At 59.2% G+C, this 17,935-nt stretch carries 18 protein-coding genes and 1 pseudogene; 4 read left to right on the top strand and 15 right to left on the bottom strand.

Annotation, left to right across the window (positions count from 1 at the left end; all coding sequences use genetic code 11):
- Positions 1–16: 16 nt before the first annotated feature.
- From ASE04_RS29110 to alr, 3 genes are read right to left on the bottom strand one after another with little or no spacing between them, the layout of a single operon-like run.
- On the bottom strand, positions 17–871 hold the full coding sequence (locus tag ASE04_RS29110; protein ID WP_056826213.1) for a TIGR01459 family HAD-type hydrolase: 855 nt from the start codon (positions 869–871) through the stop codon (positions 17–19).
- Positions 868–1,761, bottom strand: a complete 894-nt coding sequence (locus ASE04_RS29105) for a DMT family transporter (RefSeq protein ID WP_056826210.1) — start codon at positions 1,759–1,761, stop codon at positions 868–870. The genes ASE04_RS29110 and ASE04_RS29105 overlap by 4 nt, the downstream gene beginning before the upstream one ends.
- Positions 1,761–2,864, bottom strand: coding sequence for an alanine racemase (gene alr / locus ASE04_RS29100; RefSeq protein ID WP_056826208.1), 1,104 nt, complete (start codon positions 2,862–2,864; stop codon positions 1,761–1,763). Before alr ends, ASE04_RS29105 begins: the two co-directional genes overlap by 1 nt.
- Positions 2,865–2,987: 123 nt before the next feature.
- Between alr and ASE04_RS29095 the strand changes: the two genes are divergently transcribed.
- Positions 2,988–4,151 (top strand): hypothetical protein, encoded by a 1,164-nt coding sequence (locus ASE04_RS29095; RefSeq protein WP_056826453.1) that lies wholly within the window; start codon positions 2,988–2,990, stop codon positions 4,149–4,151.
- Here ASE04_RS29095 and ASE04_RS29090 read toward each other — a convergent pair.
- Entirely contained in the window at positions 4,148–5,182 is a 1,035-nt protein-coding gene (locus tag ASE04_RS29090) for a C45 family autoproteolytic acyltransferase/hydolase (protein WP_082597546.1), read from the bottom strand. The two genes, ASE04_RS29095 and ASE04_RS29090, sit on opposite strands and share 4 nt — an antisense overlap.
- Positions 5,183–5,614: 432 nt before the next feature.
- Here ASE04_RS29090 and ASE04_RS29085 point away from each other — a divergent pair, with 432 nt between their 5' ends.
- From ASE04_RS29085 to ASE04_RS29075, 3 genes and pseudogenes are all read left to right on the top strand, one after another.
- Positions 5,615–5,824 (top strand): hypothetical protein, encoded by a 210-nt coding sequence (locus ASE04_RS29085; protein WP_156408918.1) that lies wholly within the window; start codon positions 5,615–5,617, stop codon positions 5,822–5,824.
- Between the two features lie 316 nt (positions 5,825–6,140).
- Positions 6,141–6,587 carry a helix-turn-helix domain-containing protein gene (locus ASE04_RS29080; RefSeq protein ID WP_056826201.1) on the top strand — a complete coding sequence of 149 codons (447 nt, stop codon included), beginning with the start codon at positions 6,141–6,143 and terminating at the stop codon, positions 6,585–6,587.
- A gap of 261 nt (positions 6,588–6,848) precedes the next feature.
- Positions 6,849–7,453, top strand: a pseudogene (locus tag ASE04_RS29075) (outer membrane protein).
- Positions 7,454–7,540: 87 nt separating this feature from the next.
- Here ASE04_RS29075 and ASE04_RS29070 read toward each other — a convergent pair.
- The 11 genes from ASE04_RS29070 to trbB form a co-directional block, all read right to left on the bottom strand.
- A complete protein-coding gene (locus tag ASE04_RS29070; RefSeq protein WP_244490512.1) occupies positions 7,541–8,245 on the bottom strand; it encodes an autoinducer binding domain-containing protein in 705 nt (234 codons plus the stop codon).
- Positions 8,246–8,637: 392 nt separating this feature from the next.
- Positions 8,638–9,918 (bottom strand): IncP-type conjugal transfer protein TrbI, encoded by a 1,281-nt coding sequence (trbI, locus tag ASE04_RS29065; protein ID WP_056826197.1) that lies wholly within the window; start codon positions 9,916–9,918, stop codon positions 8,638–8,640.
- Positions 9,919–9,928: 10 nt separating this feature from the next.
- Positions 9,929–10,366, bottom strand: coding sequence for a conjugal transfer protein TrbH (gene trbH, locus ASE04_RS29060; protein WP_056826195.1), 438 nt, complete (start codon positions 10,364–10,366; stop codon positions 9,929–9,931).
- Between the two features lie 3 nt (positions 10,367–10,369).
- A complete protein-coding gene (trbG, locus tag ASE04_RS29055; RefSeq protein WP_056826193.1) occupies positions 10,370–11,176 on the bottom strand; it encodes a P-type conjugative transfer protein TrbG in 807 nt (268 codons plus the stop codon).
- A gap of 19 nt (positions 11,177–11,195) precedes the next feature.
- Positions 11,196–11,852 (bottom strand): conjugal transfer protein TrbF, encoded by a 657-nt coding sequence (locus ASE04_RS29050; protein WP_056826190.1) that lies wholly within the window; start codon positions 11,850–11,852, stop codon positions 11,196–11,198.
- Between the two features lie 28 nt (positions 11,853–11,880).
- Positions 11,881–13,062, bottom strand: a complete 1,182-nt coding sequence (gene trbL, locus ASE04_RS29045) for a P-type conjugative transfer protein TrbL (RefSeq protein WP_056826451.1) — start codon at positions 13,060–13,062, stop codon at positions 11,881–11,883.
- A gap of 5 nt (positions 13,063–13,067) precedes the next feature.
- Positions 13,068–13,862, bottom strand: coding sequence for a P-type conjugative transfer protein TrbJ (trbJ, locus tag ASE04_RS29040; protein ID WP_056826188.1), 795 nt, complete (start codon positions 13,860–13,862; stop codon positions 13,068–13,070).
- On the bottom strand, positions 13,834–16,284 hold the full coding sequence (locus ASE04_RS29035; RefSeq protein WP_056826186.1) for a conjugal transfer protein TrbE: 2,451 nt from the start codon (positions 16,282–16,284) through the stop codon (positions 13,834–13,836). Before ASE04_RS29035 ends, trbJ begins: the two co-directional genes overlap by 29 nt.
- A gap of 10 nt (positions 16,285–16,294) precedes the next feature.
- Positions 16,295–16,594 (bottom strand): conjugal transfer protein TrbD, encoded by a 300-nt coding sequence (locus tag ASE04_RS29030; RefSeq protein WP_056826184.1) that lies wholly within the window; start codon positions 16,592–16,594, stop codon positions 16,295–16,297.
- Entirely contained in the window at positions 16,587–16,967 is a 381-nt protein-coding gene (locus tag ASE04_RS29025; protein WP_056826182.1) for a TrbC/VirB2 family protein, read from the bottom strand. The genes ASE04_RS29030 and ASE04_RS29025 overlap by 8 nt, the downstream gene beginning before the upstream one ends.
- Entirely contained in the window at positions 16,957–17,928 is a 972-nt protein-coding gene (gene trbB, locus ASE04_RS29020; RefSeq protein ID WP_056826180.1) for a P-type conjugative transfer ATPase TrbB, read from the bottom strand. Before trbB ends, ASE04_RS29025 begins: the two co-directional genes overlap by 11 nt.
- Positions 17,929–17,935 lie beyond the last annotated feature (7 nt).

The raw sequence follows: 17,935 nt of genomic DNA, 5'->3' as shown, positions 1-17,935 counted from the left end.
GCACGCCAGCAATTGATCAACTCCACGCCAATGCGTGCATGACGAATATCGGTTGGTGCTCTCGCTCCCGCATACGTTTGATCTTTGCCAGGGAAGCCCTCCCCGTTCGCCGATCAACAAGTTCATCGCGGTGAATGCCAGTCAGCACAAGCGCTGCGTCGATGCCGACCGCGCGGGCGCCTCGAATATCTGTGTCGAGGGCATCGCCGACCGCCAAAACCCGATCGCCGGTCAGGTCGAGCCGCGAGAGCGCTTGATCATACGCTGCGCGATAAGGTTTCCCGAAATGGAGGATGGTTCCTCCCATGGCTTCATAGTATTGCGCAACCGCGCCTGCACAGCTGATAAGTTCCTGGCCGATGATGACGCTGCGATCGGGATTGGCGCAGACCATGGTGAGCTTCCGGTCGATCGCCCGAGAGAACAGATCTCGCGTGAGAGATGTCGCATCGCCAATCCCTGTGCAGAGAAGAAAATCCGCCTCGTCGGGCTCCGTTACCGCTGTGCGCCCGCTTCCGTCGAGAAGCCCCGAAAGTTCGCTCGGTCCGATGTGAAAATAGCGATCGCCAAAATCTCCGCCACCGGTCGACAGGGCATCGAACGCCATCTCGCCTGACGTTACCAGGCCGCAATAGAATTCCGGTTCGAGCCCCATCTCCGAGATCCGGTTTGCGACATCACGAGATCGGCGCGGAGCGTTCGAAAGAAGGCAAACGCGAATGCGTCGTTGTCTGATTGCCCGGAGTGCGTCAAGAACCCCTGGAAGGAGATCGATGCCATCATGGACGGTTCCGAAGAGATCAAGGATCAATCCGTCATACCGATCCGCGACTTCGACAATACCGTGCAGGAAGGCCGGTCCATGTTTCATGATGGTCCCTCCGACGATTGACGCAGCCGCAATGATTCAGCCGAACTACGGCGAAGGTGCAGAACGCCATGGGCGGCGGCTGCGGCAAGGATGATCAGGCCACCGACCATCCCGGGAGGTGTCGGCTGCTGGCTGAACGCCAGCCAGACCCAGAGAGGAGAAAGCGGAACCTCGGCAAGCGACAACAACGCGGTTTCCGCGCTTGCAAGCAACTGGGCCCCCTTGCCATAGAGAAGGAGGCCAAACACCATCTGGATCAGACCAAAGGCTGCTAGGAGGCCGGTCTGAGCAACGTCGACGGCAATGTCGGGCGACAGGCAGTAGGCGACGCCTGCCGCGATGGCGTTGGAGGCCGCCACCATTGAAAGGTTGGACCCGCCGCGCAATCGAAGCGCAACCGTCATCAGTGCGATCGACATGGTCATGAGCAATGCCAGGAGGTCGCCGGCCCGGTCGGAGCTCCCAGCGGGCGAGCCGCTAAGGATCACAAGCGCACCAGCTAGCGCCACGCAGGACAACAGCACCGTTGCGCGCGACGGTGTCTCTCCGAGAATGAGAATGGAGGCCAAGGCAGCAAAGACCGGCAACGCAGCGTGGATCATCGCGACATTGGCGACCGAGGTCAGTCGCAGCGCCGGGATAAAGGCAACCATCCCGACCGCGGAAGCCGCGACCGCGATCCACCACCATTTCATCGACACCGCTGCACCACGGCGCCGGCCGGCGCCCGGAAAATATAGAGCAGTCGCCATGAATGCCCCAAACAGGCTTCGCCAGAAGAGAATGGTCCATGCATCAAGTTCGGCGAGCAGGCCCATGAACAGTCCGGCCGTGCTCCACAGCAAGGCTGCCGAAAGAACGCAGAGGGCTCCTGCTCGCCGGTCGTCCATCAATGCGGTTCCCCTGCGGTTGCGCTCGGAGAGCAAGCGTACTGCCGCCGGCAGCCCGATCCGAGACGAACCAGCAGCTCCTGTGGGATCGTGCCGGTTGCCGTTGCCATTGCGTCGACGGACATGCGCGGTCCGAGCAGTTCGACAGCCGTTCCCGGCACACAGATCGATCGGGGTAATTCGGTGAGGTCGATCGCTGTGTATTCCATCGCAATGCGGCCGACAATCGGAGCGATGTGGGAGCCAATCGCCGCGGAGATGGCGTTGCCAGCCGACCATGGGAGACCCTGTACGTAACCGAGTGCGATGATGCCGATGCACATTTGCCGGCTTGCCCGGAAGCTCGCTGCATATCCGACGCTCTCGCCCCGGTGAACCGTTCTAACATCGACAATTCGCGCCGTCAGCCGTACGACAGGCTGAAGCGGACATGGTTCAATTGCCGCGTTGTTCAGGCCGAAGAGTGCGGATCCGACGCGCACAACGTCAAAGTGAAAACGAGGACCGAGCCAGATCGCTGCTGAGGCGGCGAGGCTCCGTTTGCACGGTTGCAGGATTTCGCAGGCAGCGGCGAAGCGATCGCGTTGAAGCGCGTTTGTCTCGTTTGCGCGCGCGTCGGCGCAGGCCAGATGACTGACCAGCAGATCTGGCCGGCGGGACGTCCGGTGAACGAGGAGCGCAAGCTCCGAAAGAGGCAACCCAAACCTGGAAAAGCCGGTGTCGACAGCGAGAAGGAACTGCGGAAGCCGGTCGAGGGATGCCAGCGCTTGCGAAAGGGTGCGACAGACGGGATCGAGTCGCGAGCCGATGTAGTCATCGATATCGCGGGGCTCAAAACCTGACAGCACATGGATCATTGCGGAGCTCGAGAGGCGCTTGCGCACGTGAAGCCCCTCGCGCAGGTCTTTAACGAAGACGCGATTGCAGCCGGCGTCCAGGAGCGCCGGGACGACGAGATCGAGGCCGAGACCATAGGCATCGCTCTTGACCACCGCAGCAATTTCGGCGCCGTGCGCGGCCAGCGATTTCATATAGGTGTAATTCGCGGCGATCGCAGACAGATCGATCTGGAGTTGGGGCGCGGTTGGATAGAAAGAGGACATCGGAGACGCAACCAAGAGGATAGCTAAGTTCGATTGTTGCAATCTAAGATAAACTAAGTCACATTGCTACCGGGAAATGTATGAATTAAACAAAAGCTCGCTAAAGTAGTGAAGGATCATGCCATGAAAAAGGATCGGAAGGCCCCTCGAATTCTCATTATCGGCAGCGGAGTGCTCGGGGGCGATGTCCTCGACTTCCTCCTGCAAAGCGGAAAAGACTATGCATTGACCCTTGGGGCACGCGATCCGGACGCGGCGCTCCTGCGGGTAAACCTCGCGCGCTATACGGCCATGAATCTCGGCCAGGAACCGCGGGTCGACGTTACGCGCATCGACCTGATGGACATCGAGCAGACAGCTGAGCGGCTCGACAAGCTTAAGCCGGACATCATCTTCAACGCCAGCACGCTACACAGTTGGTGGGTCATTACCAAGCTTCCGCCAGAAGCCTACAAGCGCATTGACATGGCACGTGGCGGTGTCTGGACGCCCATGCACCAGGTTCTCGTTCGCAGATTGATGAAGGCGGTGCGTCTTGCCGACAGCCACGCGGTTGTCGTCAATGCTTCCTATCCGGATGTCGTCAATGCGTCGCTCGCGGCGGAGGGGTTGGCGCCGGCCGTCGGTATCGGCAATATTGCCAATGCGGTCCCTGGAATCCGTCTGGCCGCGGCGCACATGCTCAAACGCGAACCGGCGGCAATCGATGTTCGTTTCTTCGCTCATCATTACCTGAGCTACCGGATGCCGAGCACCGGTGGCACCGATGGCGCGCCCTACCATCTGACGATCTATGCCGATGGAATGGAAGTTCCTCCCGACGAGATCGATCACGCAGTCCTCTTCTCGCACGTCGCCGGTCGCTACCGGCGCGTGAAGGGCCGGGCCGGGCAGTCGGTCACCGCATCATCGGCGACCGCGATGTTGCGGGCAGTGGCAGCCCGTGCGGGTCACGTCGTCCATGGTCCGGGTCCGCTCGGGCTGGTTGGCGGTTATCCGGTTCGGGTATCACCGGCTGGGTTCCTCGTTGATCTCCCCGCGGGGCTGACGTTGGAAGAGGCGATCGACATCAACCGGCGCTGTCAGCGTTATGATGGGATCGAGAGCGTCGATGACGACGGTACGGTCCGCACGACCGACGCATCTGCAGAGATCATGCGCGACCTGCTCGGCTATGACTGCCGTCCCTATCGCCCGGATGAGTGCGAAGAGCGTGCTGATGAACTCGCGGCGCGTTTCGCCGACTACGCCCGACGATCCGGCGGCAGCGATCTGTCTATCGCCTAGACCGCGGTCGCGACGTCGAGGGTGAAGGCGTGATAGCGGCTACGATCCGGTCGCCCGAGACAAACCGAGGCCTGCCGCTTAGCGCAGTCAAAGATGATTGAGAACGCAGTTTGGGTCGGCTCTCTACGTGAGGCCGTCTTGCAGATGGCATCGGGGCTACCGTTCGTGTCGGCCAAAAGCCGGCGCATGTCTTCGCCGCACGCCACAGTGTGCGCGCGAGCCGCGCGTAGGCGTTCTCGGCTGGACGGATAGACGTGGGCGACCGCCTCTATGTCTTCCATCAACGCGGTGGCCGGCACGATCGGATGATTGGTGTGGACGATGGAATGTCCGGATAGTGGCCACGCCCCGATCATGGGTGAAATCTCGACGCCGGCGATATCGCCGTGAGCGTCGCCCAACAAATAACAGCGCCCGGCCCGATGGTCTAACTGGCGGACCGCATTCATTGCGTCGCACGCGCGACCATGACTGAGCAAGATGCGCCGGACGGCGAGCGTCGGTAGTCCATGACCCTGGACATCGAGCATCAGATCGTTTGTCACGAGCGCGAGGCCTGTCCTGTTCATGCCAACCCAACCAAGCGTTCCAGGTGAGGTGACCATCATCAGACTGTCGTCTCCCGCCTCGTGGATCATCAAGACGAGATTCCGATCCGTGCCGGGTGGAGCGTCCCAGTTTTGCGCAACGATTGCGCCATCGCCAATCGTGCAGGCTGCCGTCGTGCAACCGCTTGATGGCGCGCCTTCAAAGAAATCAAAGCCAGAAAGGAGGTAGACATCCAGAGGCGCCAGTCCGCTGCCTTCGGCAATGCCCCTGATCTCGGCCGCGACCTTTGGAAACCCTGCTTCGAGCTGGTGCCAGGAGCTCGCGGCTCGTTGGGCTGCATGTCGCAAGTCGCTGTCATTGCAGGTCTGCCTCTGGCGCCGGTTCGCGTCGTGGATCGCGGAAGACAATGCAACTCCATGTTGCTTACCGCGAGTGAATGGATCTCCCCGCAGATGGAGGATCGGGATTGCGGATGAACTCATATTACGGCTTCCATGCTGTCGTTAATCCATAATATGGATTCTCAGTGGCAGTGGGTCTACCGGGGTGCAAGCCTACGATGTTCGAAAGATCCTCACTACCAGCTGGCGATCTGACGGGACCGCGCCAGGAAAGTCGACAAGTCGGAGCGTGGAACTCTCGTCTGTAAACCGGTCCCGGGTGGACGTGACGATGGCCGGTCAGCGAGCAACCGGGGGAATCTGGGTGATCCGCAGGGGCGACTAATCTGTAGGATTCGCAGTATGTACCGATCTCGCTTTTTCGTGCAGACTGGAGGATTATCTCGATCATGTCTCTGCCGCTTCTAATGGGAAGCGAAAGACTAATCGTAGATAAAACAAATGGATATGGACCCCGTTCGGCTTGCGTGGCGACCGGCGGGCCATGTTGCAGGCCGGGGAGTTGATCGTGTCATGACACGTCGCAGAGGATCATTGGTGGATGCGCCGGAGGCCGAGCAACTCGTGAAGGCGATGGTCCACGAGGAGGCCGATGCCTTGAGACATATCGTCCGCGAGATCGCGCAGCGCTATCCGGGAAGCGACGACCTTGAGCTGCTTGGCTACCTTCTTGGCCTCGTCGTGCGACTGACGCGCGATCCATCGGCTCTCGATCGCGGATGAGCCGACCATCGCGACACGCCACGCCGCTTTTCGAGAATACCAAACGAATACCATTTACAAGTACTGGTTGATTTTGTAATCTGCGACGCGAGGCTGGCAAGATGCCGCCTTGGGGTGTGGAAACTCCGATGAAAATCTCTCATGCGCCAAGACGCGCATGCTAGCTCGATCCATCCGGGTCGGGGAACCTGCGACGTATGCAAGAGGCCGAAAGGCTAAAGGTCGCGGGGACCGTTGTTTCATCCGGTTTTCCAATTCCCCGGCTGTTGGATCATCGCCATTCGATCATACGTGTGGCGATGCGCAGGAGGATGGGATGGCACAGCACGCGACTGTTCAAGCACTAACGATACCCAACGACGAGAGCGAGGAGACCAAGCTTCATCCCGTCGACGTCGAGGTAGGCCGCAGGATTAGGGTTCGACGGCTGCAATTGCGGTTATCGCAGACCGCCCTTGGAACAGGTGTGGGCATTTCCTTCCAACAGGTTCAGAAGTATGAGCGTGGCGTCAATCGCGTCAGTTCCTCTGCGCTCTACGAAATTGCAAACGTTCTCGACGTGCCTGTTGCCTACTTCTTCGAAACACTGCCTCGTCCGGGAAAAGGCAACACGGGAGCCTTCGTCATCAAGGCGGATCGCCGCCAGGAGTTCGTGGCGACAAGCGAGGGGCAGCGGCTCGTCGACGCGTTCACCGCTTTACCGGCGAAGATGCGCTCCAGGTTCATCGCGTTGCTTGCCACGTTCGGTGGAGCGGACAGCTAGGAATTTGAGCCGCTGCGTGCGATCGCTTGCACGGGGAGCTTCGGGCAATCGCAAGGCTATCCCTGAAAGGTGGAATTGACCCTCGTCGACGTCCTGCTACTCTCACGACTGAGCGAGCAACAGGGCCCTCACCGTCCAATGTCCGCATTTTTGGACGACCGGGTGAATCGAGATCAACTCTGTTTCCTGTTGCGTCCACGCTTCAGTGATAAGGTTGAATATACTTTAACTGGCGCTAGTTCGGTTTGTGCGAGGTGTGCGATGAAGACGTTCGTTGTCACGGTTTTCGTGGTGCTGGAAGCTACAGCTTCCTATTCTGCGGTTCTCACTGAAACTGCCACTCCAGCATTTACCTGGTCCGGTCCCTATCTCGGCGTCGATGGGGGTGCTTCCTCGCTGAACGGTGACTTCGCGTCGGGAACCGGCGCGACGGCGTCTGAAGACTTTAACGGCGGGTTGGTCGGCGGCTTCCTCGGCTACAATTTCCAGTTCGACAATGTCGTCCTCGGTGTCGAAGGTAATCTCGAATACAATTGGAACGATAAGGGTTTTTCGGCTGCCAATGTCGGCACGGACGTGGCGGGGGCCGTTCGCGCACGTGTGGGTTACGCCTTCGACAGCGCCCTGATCTACGGTGCCGCTGGATGGACGGCCACGCGTGGTTTCGTCCATCTTCCGGGCGGCGACGAGGAAGGCAAGACGTTCAACGGTTATACGGTCGGGCAGGCATCGACTATTTGCTGACGGACAATGTCTTTCTTCGTGGCGAATACCGCTACAATGATTTTGGCAGCAAGGACGTCCTGGGTGTTGACGTCGACTTCGAGCAGAACGTGGTCAAGTTCGGGCTCGGCGTGAAGTTCTGAAACCAGTGTCTCATTGATTCCGACAGCCCCGCAACCGCGGGGCTCCTATTTCAAACGACCTGGTCAAGGGTGGTTGGTCGCCTCTGCCTAGAGCAAGCCCTCGTCTTTTGCGATCGAGACAAGTTGCGGAAGCGTCCTTGCTTCAAGCTTCTTTCGTGCGCTGTCGAGGTGATGCTGTACTGTCCGTGGATTGATGTGCGTGAGATCGGCAATCTCGTGACACCACATGCCCTCGGCGATCCATCTGATACAGATCGATTCACGCGGCGATAAATGGCGCTTGTGTTTCGGCGCCGCCCTGGCGGGCAAACTCCCGAGACGGTAGTGTATCGCGAGAAGCGCCTGGATTGCATCTTGCGGGGTAAATAGAGCGGCAACATTGGCGCTGTCCCTCGAGGAGGCGAATGTCAGCATCAGTCTTGCACCAAACGTGCCCACTGCCGGAATTGTCACGCCGGAACGAATGCCGTGGTCAATTGCCTCGTCACGGAAGCGTCGTGCGGCGGAAAATCCATGTGCCGGCCAGTTGTCGGCAGTCCATGAAAAGACCGTTTCCCGCCGGCCAGCCTCTGTCACGACCGGGTCGATGATCGAATAGTGACCGTCGATGTAAACACTCTGCCAGGACGCAGGATAATTGTTGACCGTCTTCACGTCTTTTCCGATGGCACGCAGATAGGCAAAGCGCTCGAACCCATGGTCGTTGGCAAAGTTCTTCAGGACGCATTTGATCATGCGTTCATTGCGGGCTGCTTCGATCATTTCGAGAAGTGTAATAAGGCTTCCTTTCACGAGTCCCTCCTGATGTGGTGTGGCCCGTCTACTTGTCCTTGTCTGGCTTCCGTGCAGATTTACCCACGGCGGGCGTCTGCGGCATTCACGAATGTCGGCGCTGCGATTTTTTCAAGCTGGGCCACTGTTCCCCGCCGCCTTTAAGTGCGGCCTCAGGTTGTATTTAGGGAGCGTCTGCGGATGCGTACAGGTCTTGTAGCGATCAAACGGAAGTTGTGTTTTCATCATTTCCTGTATCGTTGCAGTAGTGCAACAAAACTGTCGCAATGACCATCAAAACTTACTGGATCCCCTGCGCAGTATGGCGTGTCCATCCGCCGCGCTCCGATGATTCGCGGCAAGGAATAAGGCTATCGGTGGTCAGTCCAGAGACAAGCCCGTTCATTTTCCCTTCAACTTTTAGGGTATATCGAAGGAAATGCGATGTCCTGGTCGACCAGCACGTTGAACCGGTATCCGGGTTGTACCCGGATCGTCGGTTGGGTGTTGAGATTTTTCGAAATCGTCTGCTCCGTGACCCGCCCGAAACTCTCCGCGAAATTTCGCCGCGCCGCGTCCGAGGCAGTATCCTGCGTCGCCAAGGTCGAACTCTCCGGGATCGCCATGTCGATCCCAGTGCCGATGAGTGCAACAAGGGCCGCCGAACCAAAGGTGCGCCAAAGATGACGATCCACCTTGTCTCGAAACCCGCCATAACCTTCTGCATCCGTGCCGGCCATTCCTCCAATCTGGAGGGTCGACCCATTAGGAAAGATCAGGTCGGTCCATACGACGAGCACCCGCTCCTGGCCAAAGGACAGCTTGGAATCGTAGCGGCCGAAGAGTTTGGCGCCTTGCGGGATCAGCAAGCGGTGGCCGGTTGCGCTGTCGTAGACGTTCTGGCTGACTTGGGCGGTGATCCGGCCGGGGAGATCGGAGTTGATCCCGGTGATCAAGGTAGCCGGGATCACGGATCCTCGCTTGAGCTCGTTTTGCGATAGTGGTGGCACGACCTGGTTCGGAAGGTATCCGAGATCCCTGATGTCCTGATTGAAGAAGTCCTCCTTCGATACCTGTCCGGTTGGATCGGTGGCCTGCGACAGGACGCCAGCTTTCATCGCTGCCATGTAAAGGTCGGGTGCGGAACCGGTCGAGCTCGGGCCGGCAAGCGGAGCTTCCGCCTGCTTACCGATCTCCGAAATATCCACCTTGAGCGGTGAATCGAGCGCCGTGGACCTTGCTTGTAGGCGCGCCATGCGCTGACGCTGGTTTTCGCGCAGATACTGCTCCTTCTGCTCTCGTCTGAGCCGCGCCTCCCAATCCGCTTCTGTCTCGAATCTGCTCTCCCTTGGTTCGGGACTGAGCGGTCCTGCGTCGCGAACCGCAACCGGTTTTTCAATCTTCGGAGCGGCGATTGTTGGCGCAGGGACGGTCTCGCGATCGGGTGGCTCGCCGATGATCCCGTCTGAAACACCGCGTTTAAGCTGATCGCCGAAGCTCCTTGCGGATGCGTCGGAAATGCCGTTGAGATCGTCGCCGTGATGAAACGACAGCCCGCGCCACGAGAGACCCACTATGACGACGCCGAGGAACACCACGACGACGCCAATCACAAACGCGATCGGCAACCGATTGAGCCTGCGCATGCTTGCCTGTGACGAGGCCGGCGGGCCGAGTTGCAAGGATTGCACCATGGTCGTCTCCTCAATCGCTTTTCAATACTGAAAGCGGGCTGACCGGATCCGCGCCACTGGCAGTTGGCGTGTACGCGCGGCCAAGAGCAGTCGTCGGTGTCGATAGCTGTGCGAATACCTGACCATCGATGTCTCCCACCGACCAGGCAAGCACCGTCGGCTTCGCCCCATTAACCGCCACCCCATCCGCAACGACAGTGTAACCCCAGCCTTTCAAGGCAGCCTCGAGCGAAACCGCATAGGACGATCTGTCGTTCTTCATCGTGATTGTTCTGACAGTCATTGGGTCCGCCTGTTCCGCGAGCCGGGCCGCCATGTCGCCGGCGATCGCGCCCGCCGCCGGAGCGGAGAGACTTGCCGCGGTCGCGTTTGTCGTCAAAGCCGCATCAGGTGTCTGGCATCCCGAGAGGACAATGGTTGTCAAACCAAGGAGGACGGGTGTACGCATGTCTTAGCCTCCCCTCCGGATCGTCACCTTTTGCTGATGCCACCCCGCTCCCGAGATCAGAACGGCGGTGTCGAGCGCGTAGTCGACGATCATCACGTCGCTTTTCATGCGGTAGTTGACGATCCTGTTCTTCCCTTCGCTGATGACGAAAAGAACAGGTGCGTCCTGGCTCGAAACCGACTTTGGAAACTGGATGTAGGTTTTTGATCCGTCGGAATAGACCCGTTTGGGTTTCCATGGCGCGCTGCCGCGCATGCTGTAGGAAAAAGATAGTTTCTCCGGGGCAGGACCAGAGACGCCACCCGCTTCGAGGCGCGCATTCATGTCTGCCAGCTTCGTCGATACGTCCTCGGGATACGAGAAGCCGACACGTGCCATGTACTGGCTCTGATGAGACTTGAGTTGAATGTGATAGGTGCGGCGCGACGTCGTGACGACCATGGAGGTAGACAGGCCAGTCTCCGCAGGCTTGACGACGAGATGGATCGCCTGGCCCGCTGTCGCGCCCGATGTTGCGGGTTCGACCTTCCAGCGAACCGTATCGCCGACGAGCACGTCGCGAACGATTTCCCCACCCTGGAGTTCGATATCGCACACCTGCAAGGGCGAGCAGACGACCGAAGGTTGGGTTTCGCCGAAGAGGAACACCACCTTGCCGTCGCTGCCGTTGGTGACGAGACCAGGCGACATGCGCCATTTCTCCGAGAGGTCGGCGCCGCGCATCTCGTTGCTGGACAATGTCTGCCCGAACGCAAGACCTGCGAAGGTGAGTGCCGTCGCGAAGGCGGCGGTCGAGTAAAATTGTTTCATCACGAATGGGTCTCCAGCCCTAGAGTTGCGCGGTCCAGTCGAAATCCCTGACGTAGAGTCCAATCGGATTGAGCCGGATGGTTGCTTCGTCCTGCGGTGTCGTCAGGGAAACCGTGGCGATGCCGCGGAAGCGTCTCGTCGCTGTTTCCTTGCCTTTCCTGTCGCGCTCGTACTCCGTCCAATCAACCTGGTAGGAATGGTTCGACAACGCGACGACATTGTTCACCTCCACGGAGACGGTTGCGAGTCTTGCCTTTTCGAATGGCGAACTGCTCCTGAACCAAGCATTGATTTTCTCCGTCGCCGGATCCGGCATGCGCAGGAGCGCATATGTCCGGTCGATGTATTGCTTCTGGACGACGGCGTCCGGTGTGATCGAGCGGAAGCTTGCGACGAAATTGCCGAGCGTTGCCCGTACGACGCGCACGTCGGCATATTCGATCTGCTCGGGAAACCCTGACATGACAGCTGTCCCCAATCGATCGACCTCGACGATGTAGGGGACGAGCTTGACTTGCGTGCTGATATAAAGGGCGTAGCCAAACCCGATGAGGGCAATGGAAAGGCTGAGGATACCCACAAGGCGCCAGGCCGCTGCTGCTTTCACATAGGATCCGTAGCGCTCGGTCCACTCCTGGCGGGCGGCCAGATAGGGGTTCTCAGGGACGTTTTTCATCGGTGTTTCCTCTTACGCGGGTCGCGGTTCAGGCTTTGTCGTCGCGTTCCGGGGTCGGCACGTTCGTCTTGAAGCCGTTTTGTTCCTGTTCAAGTTTTGCGTTCGCCAATCCAAACAACGAGCCCGCATAGGCGCCAGGTGAGCCTATCGCTTTCTCCTTCGCTGCCGCGCCCGCAGCCTTGATACCGGCTCCGATGCCAGCGCCGACCCCTCGGATCGCCGCTCCTGTCGCTGAGGAACCCGCGGCATGCGCTGACCGCGCCGCCGCAAGTCCGGCGCTGCCTGAACCGGCTGCGAGGAAGCCCGCGCCGGCGAAGAAAGAGGCTGCCTGACCACCATGCCGAATGGTTTCCATGCCGGACGATACCGAGGCTCCCTGCACGACACCTTGAATGATGCTCGGGACGTACATGGCGATGACAAAGACGACGACCGCTATTCCGGCGATCGCAAGTGCGGTCTGAAACTCGTCGCCGATGTCTGTCTGATTGGCGAGTCCGATAAGGACTTCGGAGCCGATACGCGAGATCATCACCAGCGCCATGAGCTTCATGCCGACGGAGAAGGCGTAAACGAGGTAGCGGACAGCAAAATCCTTTGTGAAGGAAGAACCTCCAAGGCCAAGCATGATCATTCCGGCGAGCAGGCCGATGTACATCTCGACCATGACGGAAACGAAGATCGCGGCGACCAGCGAGAACGCGATCACGGTTACGACCATCGCGAACGCGGCCGATATCGCAAGCGTATTGTCCTCGAACAGGCCGAACTGGATTTTCTCGGACATCTTGGTCGCAACGGCAATGCCGGCGTTGAAGACGTCAGCCGGTGATGCGGTACCGTTGCCCGCCGCGATCTGGAAGAGACTATCGACGATTGCTCTTGCAAAGGTCGGTCCCTGCTCGAGGACGAATGCAAAGAAGCCGACAAACATGATCCGCCGGACCAGCTCGGAAAACCAGCTGTCGAGTGAAGCCGCCTGAAGTGCCAGCCAGACCGCGGCGATTGCGATCTCGATCGCGGCCAGGATCCAGAAGACAGACGTCGCCGCGTCCATGACCGTCGTTTCCCACCCCTTTGCGGCTACCGTCATCTGATTCTGGATGGATGTCAGTACCGAGCCCTCCTGGGCTAGCGCGGAATGGGATCCGACGAACAGGAGTGCGAGCAGGACAATTGCGACGAGAGATCGATGGCTTGCTGTGCTCATCTCCATCACCACTCGATCTTCATTTTCTCACCACCGGACGTCGGCGGCGCCGTGAAATGGAAGAATTCCTCGCGGCGCTTTTGAGCGAGATCCCGTGCGGTCTGTTCCGACTGCAGCCAGGTTCCCATCATCGTCATCTGCTGCGAAACGAGACCGCGCAGCTTCTGCATCTGTGCGACTTGCTCAGCCGCGAGCTGGTGTCCGACCTGCAGTGCCTTCATCTGTCCGTCTGCCGTCTCAGACATCGATCGAAGCGCATCCATTGTCCCTTCTTCAGTGTCGAAGGTTTCTGCTGTCAGTGCTGCTGCTTTAAGCGTGCCGCCAATCGTGTCGCGGTTGGTGTCCGACCATGATTGATATGTCGACGAGAAGCTTTCAGTGTCCGTCTTCAACTCGGCGTAGCTTCTGAACCGCTGCCTAAGAATATCGTCGCCATTGCCCATCGAAAACGCGATGCCCTGGCCCTGCTCAACGATGTCACGGAGCCTGGAGAGATCGCCTTCAACGTCTCCCCAAATCTGGTTGGGAAGCTTTGCGGTGTTCTGCAGCATGTTCTCGTAGATCTCCAGCTGATTGGAGATCTGCTCTGAGAGCTGGGTGATCTGGGTGAGCTGATTGTCGACCTGTAGGCCTGAGCTTTTCAGGAGATCGACGAGCTGCGCATTGTTGGCGAGCTGCGTCCATTCGGTTGCCGCACCCGTGGCAGCGCCGGCTTCGGTCGAACCCGGCTCGAAAGCAATTGCGATCGCAAGCGCCATGGCGAGGATCACTCTAGTCTTTGTTGAGTATGGATCCTGCATCCGCAACCCCTCTCTCTTCCAGCCAATGACTTGGCCAGCTGTCGCCGTGCAGCGCTTTCAGGCTTTCAATGCGCTTCAGGTCGTCCTTGCTGGATGCGCCGACGAAACTCAGCGTGAGCGGGCCAAGTGCCATCTCAAACAGACGTCGACCGTCGGGTGCGGTGACATAGTATTCCCGCTTCGGGACGGAATTTGCCACGATCTCGATCTGGCGGTTGTTGAAGCCGATGCGTTCGTAGAAGTCCCGAGTTCCGGGTTCGCGCGCAGCCCCATTCGGGAGACAGATCTTGGTCGGGCAAGATTCCTTCAGGACATCGATGATGCCTGAGCGTTCGGCATCCGATAGCGATTGCGTGGCCATCACCACCGCGCAATTGGCCTTCCTGAGTGTCTTCAACCACGCGCGGATCTTCTCGCGGAAGACCGGATGGCCGAGCATCAGCCAGGCCTCGTCGAGCAGGATAAGACTTGGCGAGCCGTCCAGCCGTTTCTCGATACGGCGGAACAAATACGCGAGCACCGGAACCAGCGTCCGCTCGCCCATGTTCATCAGTTGCTCGACTTCGAACGTTTGAAACGCACCGAGCGACAAACCGTCAACTTCCGCGTCGAGCAGGTATCCCATCGGACCGTCGATGGTATAGGGACGAAGAGCGTCCCTTATATCGCGCATCTGCACGCCACTGACGAAATCCGACAAAGATCGTCCCGAGGCAGTCGCCATCAACGAAATCTGGCGGGAAATCGCGTTGCGATGATCCGGGGTAATCGTCAAGCCCTGCAGGGAAACCAGCATTTCGATCCACTCGGACGCCCAGGCGCGATCGCCCTCGTGATCGAGATTCGAAAGTGGGCAGAAACCCGGTTGTCCGCCGGTCGCGTCGCCTCCAATCTCATGGTGATTTCCGCCAGCGGCAAGTGTCAGCGGCAATAGCGATTTACCCTTGTCGAAGGCGAAAATTTGAGCTCGCCCATAGCGCCGAAACTGTGCAGCTATCAATGCAAGAAGCGTCGACTTTCCAGATCCGGTCGGTCCAAAGATCAGGCTATGACCTACATCGTCGGAGTGAAGGTTGAGCCGGAAGGGCGTCGAGCCGGTTGCGACCTGCATCAGTGGCGGTGACGCCGGCGGATAGAATGGACACGGAGCGAATGAACTTCCCGACCAGACGGAATTGAGTGGAAGAAGGTCGGCGAGATTGGCGGTATTGATCAGTGGCTCGCGGACATTGCAGTACCAGTTGCCGGGAAGGCTCCCAAGGAAAGCATCGGTCGCATTCAACGTTTCTATCCTGGCACCAAACCCCTCTGCCTGCACCAGCCGGCGGACGATTTCGGTATTTTCTTCCAGTGCCGTTGCATCGTCGTCAAAGAGGACGATGACGGGCGTATAATATCCATAGGCCACGAGTTGCGATGCTGCCTCGGCTATCGCATCTTCCGTCTCGGCTACCATCGACATGGCGTCCCGGTCGACGGACCGGCTTTGGGTCTGTAACATCTGGTCGAGGAACGGCCTGACTTTCTGCAGCCATTTCTTCCGGGTTCGCTCAAGCCTTTGTCGCGCATCCTCCGGATCGAGGAAGATGAACCGTGATGACCACCGGTAGCTGAGCGGCATCTGGTCGAGGCTGTTCAGGATACCCGGCCAGCTTTCTGCGGGCAGGCCGTCGATTGCGATGACGCCAAGCGAACGGCTCTCGACTTTGGGTGCCAACCCATGCTCCAGTTGAGCCGTGGCGATCCAGTCAAGGTAGAATGGAATATCCGGTAGTTTGATCGGATGGCTTTCGCCGGTGACGCAGAAGCGGACGAATTGCAGGAGTTCGTCGTAGCGCGTCGATGTCTCGCCTCCGCCGTCGCGAACGGATCGGGTGACCATTCGCTGGATCGAGATCGTGTTGGCGAGATATTGTTCGATCTCGCGGATCACGGTTTTGAAGGCATAGAGAACGCTGTCGCCATAAGATGTCTTGCGGCTTTCCGGATCTGCGTAAACGTACCTGACCAGAGACGACCGCCTTTTTTCTGCTGGCCGATAGGTAAGCACGAGTGCATGCTTGCTTTCGAAATGTCCCTGGTCCTGTCTGAAATGCTTGCGACGTTCGTCATCGATCGCGCGCGTGACGGGATCTGGAAAGTGACAGGTTTCGTCGGAAGGATAGTCTATCGTTGGGATCCGGATGGCTTCGGTCTGCACCATCCAGCCACTGCCCAGCCGTGAGAGAATACGGTTGATCTGGCGTGACAGCTCGTTGCGCTCTGCGTCGGTGGCGCTCTCGGAGTCCGGACCGGAGAAGTACCAGGCCGACATCAGGCTGCCGTCCTTCAGCAGAAGGATGCCATTTTCGACCATGCCGGCGTAGGGGACGAGGTCGGCGAATGACGGACCACTTGATCGGAAGGGTTTCAGGAGGGTCATCTCCGTGGCCTCAGAATCGGCGCCAAGGCGATGTCGTCGCCTTGTATTGCGATCTGTAGGCGACGTGCCTGATATAGACCTTCCGCATGAGCGGATCGGATTTTGCCATCGTCCTCAGAAGTCCGACGATCGACATCCAGAAGGCAACACCGATGATGGCGGAATAGAGCGTCAGGACTACGAAGACCAGGATGGTGGCGGCAAGGCCAGATAGGAGAACCAATTCGCGATCAGCGCCAAGCAGGAGGTTCGGACGCGACAGCGCGCGGTGTATTCGGTTGCGATGAAGACTTGAAACATGATCAGACATGTCCAGCCTCCCCGGTTGGCACCGGAAACATTGGCGCGGCACTGTCGCCCGCCAATCCGATCGAGGCTCCGGTTGCACCGAAAAGACCGACGATTGTCGTGGCTCCAAGCAGGACACCGGCAACGAGAACGACGTAGATAAGGCGGCGCGCAAAGTCATTGAGTTCACCGCCAAAGATTAACATGCCGCCGGCAATGGCCACCGCAGCCAGCGCGATATAGCCAGCGACAGGCCCGGTGATCGACGCCTGGATCTGTTCCAGCGGAGCTTCCCAGGGAAGATTGCCGCCCGAGCCTGCCAACGCCGGAGTGGCGAATACGAAAAGGGCAGCAGCGCTCAGGGAGCGTAACGATCGGTTTGGTCTAGGCTGCATGGCGTGCTCCCTCCATCGGCTGGCGGACTTCAATCTGGTAATCGCTGCCGGAAAAGCGCTCGACCGCAACGATGTCGCGCACGCGCCTGCCTTGCGGCGTGCGCTCGATCGAGACGACGAGATCAACCGCCTCGCCGATCACCTGCTGCATCGGCTGTTGGCTTGCCTCTGCCGTCAGTTGCTCGAGACGGCGAAGGGCCGAACGCGCGCTGTTTGCATGGATTGTGGCGACGCCGCCGGGATGCCCGGTGTTCCAAGCCTTGAGAAGCGTCAGTGCCGCGCCATCACGCACCTCGCCGACCACGATCCTGTCGGGACGAAGGCGCATGGTGCTTTTCAGGAGCTTGGCCATGTCGACGGTGTCCGTCGTATGCAGGAGAACGGCATTCTCGGCTGCACATCGGATCTCCGCCGTATCCTCCAGGATGACTACGCGATCGGCGGGCGCCTGCATGGTGATCTGATGCACGACGGCATTCGCGAGGGTGGTCTTGCCCGATCCTGTGCCACCGGAAATGACGATGTTGAGGCGGCCCGCAACCGCATCGATGATCGCCTCGGCCTGCCATTTGGCCATCACGCCCGACATGACGTAGTCATCAAGCGGGATGAGGCGAGACGCCCGGCGCCGGATTGTGAAGGACGGTCGGGTAACAACGGGCGGCATGATCCCCTCGAAGCGGTGCCCGCCGATTGGAAGTTCGCCAGAGACGATCGGCCGGCCACCATCGACGTCAATCTGCAGCGCATGCGCCACGCTTCCGATTACCGTCTCGGCTGCTGCCGATGAAAGTTCGCCCTCCGCCGAGATCCCGTGCCCGACGCGTTCGATGAACAACCGACCATCGGGATTGAGCATGATTTCGACGACATCAGGGTCGTCAAGTGCAGCACAAAGCCGATCGCCCAACGCCTCCTGGAGCTTGCGGAGCAGGCGAGGAAACGAGCGTGGTTCCATCATATCGTAC

The sequence above is a fragment of the Rhizobium sp. Root708 genome (assembly GCF_001429725.1).
Lineage (GTDB): Bacteria > Pseudomonadota > Alphaproteobacteria > Rhizobiales > Rhizobiaceae > Rhizobium.
The sequence above is the reverse complement of the archived record's forward strand: the minus strand, read 5'-3'. Positions and strand labels throughout refer to the sequence as shown.

Bases quoted from the DNA above. Each gene is read 5' to 3' on its own strand.
- ASE04_RS29110 (WP_056826213.1), bottom strand. From the start codon at position 871: ATGAAACATGGACCGGCCTTCCTGCACGGTATTGTCGAAGTCGCGGAT.
- ASE04_RS29105 (WP_056826210.1), bottom strand. From the start codon at position 1,761: ATGGACGACCGGCGAGCAGGAGCCCTCTGCGTTCTTTCGGCAGCCTTG.
- alr (WP_056826208.1), bottom strand. From the start codon at position 2,864: ATGTCCTCTTTCTATCCAACCGCGCCCCAACTCCAGATCGATCTGTCT.
- ASE04_RS29095 (WP_056826453.1), top strand. From the start codon at position 2,988: ATGAAAAAGGATCGGAAGGCCCCTCGAATTCTCATTATCGGCAGCGGA.
- ASE04_RS29090 (WP_082597546.1), bottom strand. From the start codon at position 5,182: ATGAGTTCATCCGCAATCCCGATCCTCCATCTGCGGGGAGATCCATTC.
- ASE04_RS29085 (WP_156408918.1), top strand. From the start codon at position 5,615: ATGACACGTCGCAGAGGATCATTGGTGGATGCGCCGGAGGCCGAGCAA.
- ASE04_RS29080 (WP_056826201.1), top strand. From the start codon at position 6,141: ATGGCACAGCACGCGACTGTTCAAGCACTAACGATACCCAACGACGAG.
- trbI (WP_056826197.1), bottom strand. From the start codon at position 9,918: ATGGTGCAATCCTTGCAACTCGGCCCGCCGGCCTCGTCACAGGCAAGC.
- trbH (WP_056826195.1), bottom strand. From the start codon at position 10,366: ATGCGTACACCCGTCCTCCTTGGTTTGACAACCATTGTCCTCTCGGGA.
- trbG (WP_056826193.1), bottom strand. From the start codon at position 11,176: ATGAAACAATTTTACTCGACCGCCGCCTTCGCGACGGCACTCACCTTC.
- ASE04_RS29050 (WP_056826190.1), bottom strand. From the start codon at position 11,852: ATGAAAAACGTCCCTGAGAACCCCTATCTGGCCGCCCGCCAGGAGTGG.
- trbL (WP_056826451.1), bottom strand. From the start codon at position 13,062: ATGAGCACAGCAAGCCATCGATCTCTCGTCGCAATTGTCCTGCTCGCA.
- trbJ (WP_056826188.1), bottom strand. From the start codon at position 13,862: ATGCAGGATCCATACTCAACAAAGACTAGAGTGATCCTCGCCATGGCG.
- ASE04_RS29035 (WP_056826186.1), bottom strand. From the start codon at position 16,284: ATGACCCTCCTGAAACCCTTCCGATCAAGTGGTCCGTCATTCGCCGAC.
- ASE04_RS29030 (WP_056826184.1), bottom strand. From the start codon at position 16,594: ATGTCTGATCATGTTTCAAGTCTTCATCGCAACCGAATACACCGCGCG.
- ASE04_RS29025 (WP_056826182.1), bottom strand. From the start codon at position 16,967: ATGCAGCCTAGACCAAACCGATCGTTACGCTCCCTGAGCGCTGCTGCC.
- trbB (WP_056826180.1), bottom strand. From the start codon at position 17,928: ATGATGGAACCACGCTCGTTTCCTCGCCTGCTCCGCAAGCTCCAGGAG.